Consider the following 2,905-nt stretch of genomic DNA (forward strand, 5'->3'; position numbering starts at 1 on the left):
GTCCTGGACCCGCCCGTCGGCACCGACTGCGGCTCGACAGAATGTCCCCATGACTCATCCCACGCCCGAGGCCCTGGTCCGCGAGTTCTTCGCCGTCGTCCGCTCGGGCACGGCCCCGCACCGGGCCGGTGACTTCATGGCTCCCCGCGTGCGCGCCCACCAGGTCCAGGCCGAGGCGCCGACCACGGTCGAGCGCACGCCCGAGCAGTACGCCGAGCACGTCGAGGAGATGCTCGCGGCGTACGGGCCGTTCCGGCTCACGGTCGACGAGGTCATCGCCGCAGGCGACAAGGTCTACGTGCGGTGGACGCAGGAGGGGAACCACGTGGGCGAGGTCGACGGCCACGCCCCGACAGGTCGGCCCCTGGTCCAGGTCGCGAGCTGCGTGTACCGGGTCGAGGACGGGCTGATCGTCGAGTACTGGATGCAGATCGACAGGGCAGGCCTGACGGCACAGCTCGCCGCGGGCTGAGCCGACCGACCGCACGGGGCCGCACGGGCCGTCGTCGTCCCAGGTGGCGGTGCGACACTGGGGCGATGACCGCATCCCCGCTCTCCGCACCGGCGCTCGCCGGGGCGCGGGCGGTCGACGGCTCCCCCGACCCGCTCCCCCTCGCCCTGCACTCCGAGCGCCCGCTCGACCTGCGCTCGACCCTCGCCAAGCTCGCGCGCGGCCCCCACGACCCCACGTTCCGCAGGGTGCCGAGCGGCCCGCGGGCCGGTCTCTGGCGCACGAGCCTCTTCCCGACCGGACCCGTGACCTACCGCCTGGTGCAGGCGGGGGTGCGTGACGTCGTCGGGCAGGCGTGGGGGCCCGGTTCCGGTGAGCTCGCGGCGTCGCTCCCGTCGCTCCTCGGGGAGCCCGACGACGCAGCCTCCTTCGAGCCCCCCGCCCGCCTCGCGGACGCGCACCGCCGGCACCCCGGGCTGCGCGTCCCCCGCACCGGGCGGGTGCTCGAGGCCCTGGTGCCCGCGGTCCTCGAGCAGAAGGTGCAGACCGTGACCGCGCACCACGCGTGGCGCCGGCTGGTCACGCGGTTCGGGACGCCCGCGCCGGGACCCGCCCCCGACCGGATGCGCGTGGTCCCCGACGCCCGGACCTGGGCCACGATCCCCACGTGGGAGTGGCACCAGGCCGGTGTCGACCCGCGGCGGGCACGGACCGTGGTCGAGTGCGCGCGCGTCGCGCGACGGCTCGAGGAGTGCGCCGCGATGGAACCCGCTGCCGCGCAGGCGCGGTTGCAGCTCGTGCCCGGGGTCGGGGTGTGGACGGCCGCAGAGGTCGCGCAGCGGGCGCTCGGCGACGCGGACGCGGTGTCGGTCGGGGACTTCCACCTGGCCAAGGCCGTCGGGTGGGCGCTGACCGGCGAACGGACCGACGACGCCGGGATGCTGCGGCTGCTCGCCCCCTACGCACCGCACCGGTACCGGGTCGTGCGGCTGCTCGAGGTGTCGGGGCTGGGGCACGCGCCGCGGCGAGGGCCGAGGCTGTCGATCCAGGACCACCGGGGGAACTGAGCACGAGGTTCCGTGCGGTCGAGCACGTGGTTGCGGTCGCTGTGGCCGTCACAACGACCGCAACCTCGTGGTCGGCACCGGCACCCGCACCGGCACCAGCCCCGGCACCCGCCCCCGAGCCCAGTCCGGCCGCTCCTCGACACCCCCTGGCCGGGAGATGACACCGTGTTGTGAACGATCCCACGGCCTTCGCCGCGCCCCATCACCCGACACTCCCCGCCGATGAGGTTAGCCTTACCTCTAGCAGCATCTTTCCCCGCGCAGCATCGACCGAGGAGCATCATGTCTCGCACCATCTCTCGACGGCTCCGGCCCGCGGCACTGGTCGCCGCGACCGTCGCCACCGCCTTCGCGCTCGGCGCCTGCTCGGGCGGGTCGACCGACGCCGCCTCGACGCCCGCCACCGACGCCGCCGCGTCCGAGGGTGCCTTCCCCGTCACGATCGACAGCGCGCTCGGCGAGGCCGTCATCGAGTCCAAGCCCGAGCGCGTCGTGACGTGGGGCTGGTCGACGCAGGACGCCGTCCTGGCGCTGGGCGTCGTGCCCGTCGCCATGCCCGCCTACACGTACGGCGGCAACGAGGACGGCGTGCTCCCCTGGGTCGCCGAGAAGCTCGACGAGATGGGCGCAGAGACGCCGACCCTGCTCTCGGGCGGCGACACGAGCGAGGTGCCGTTCGAGGAGGTCGTCGCGGCCGAGCCCGACGTCATCCTGGCCCCCTACTCGGGCATCACGCAGGAGGAGTTCGACAAGCTCTCCAAGATCGCGCCCGTCGTCGCCTACCCGGACCAGCCGTGGGCGCTGTCCTGGCAGGACCAGCTCGACATCGTCGGTGACGCCCTGGGCCTGTCCGACGAGGCCGACGCGCTGATCGAGGAGACGAACGCCGGCATCGCGGCGCAGGCCGCGGAGTTCCCGGTCATCGAGGGCAAGTCGTTCCTGTACGCGGCGGCCAACACGGCCGACCAGCTCAACGTCTACAGCGCCGAGGACCCGCGCGTGCAGGTCGTCGAGGACCTGGGCATGACGCTCTCCCCGAGCGTCGAGGAGCTCGACGCCGACCCGACCGCCGGCACCTTCTGGTACCCGCTGAGCTACGAGAACGTCTCCAAGATCGACGCCGACGTCCTCATCATGTACTTCGCGACGCAGGCCGACGTCGACACGTTCGTGGCCGACCCGGTCATCGCCGCGATGCCCACCGTGGCCGAGGGCCGCTTCGCCCCGATCGTCGGCGAGTCGTTCGTCATGGCGTCGAGCGCCCCCACCGCGCTCTCGATCCCGTGGATGCTCGACCAGTACGTGCCGCAGCTCGCGGCCGCCGCCGAGAAGGTGTCGTAGTCTCGCACCACCCATGAGCACGACCCACAGCACAGACGCCGGCACG

The 2,905-nt window shown here is 73.5% G+C and carries 3 protein-coding genes; all 3 read left to right on the forward strand.

The window, feature by feature from the left end; all coding sequences use genetic code 11:
• Positions 1-49: 49 nt before the first annotated feature.
• The 3 genes from ACFWFR_RS18845 to ACFWFR_RS18855 all read left to right on the forward strand — a co-directional run bounded on the left by ACFWFR_RS18845 (position 50) and on the right by ACFWFR_RS18855 (position 2,859).
• Complete coding sequence (locus ACFWFR_RS18845; protein WP_377624115.1) at positions 50-472, forward strand: ester cyclase; 423 nt, start codon at positions 50-52, stop codon at positions 470-472.
• Between the two features lie 65 nt (positions 473-537).
• Positions 538-1,518 (forward strand): DNA-3-methyladenine glycosylase family protein, encoded by a 981-nt coding sequence (locus ACFWFR_RS18850; RefSeq protein ID WP_377624116.1) that lies wholly within the window; start codon positions 538-540, stop codon positions 1,516-1,518.
• Between the two features lie 282 nt (positions 1,519-1,800).
• Positions 1,801-2,859: an iron-siderophore ABC transporter substrate-binding protein gene (locus ACFWFR_RS18855; RefSeq protein ID WP_377624117.1), complete on the forward strand. Its 1,059-nt coding sequence runs from the start codon at positions 1,801-1,803 to the stop codon at positions 2,857-2,859.
• The last annotated feature ends 46 nt before the right edge of the window (positions 2,860-2,905 follow it).

Origin of the sequence: Oerskovia sp. NPDC060287 (genome assembly GCF_042726775.1) — a bacterium.
In the GTDB taxonomy this organism is placed as follows: Bacteria; Actinomycetota; Actinomycetes; order Actinomycetales; family Cellulomonadaceae; genus Oerskovia; species Oerskovia merdavium.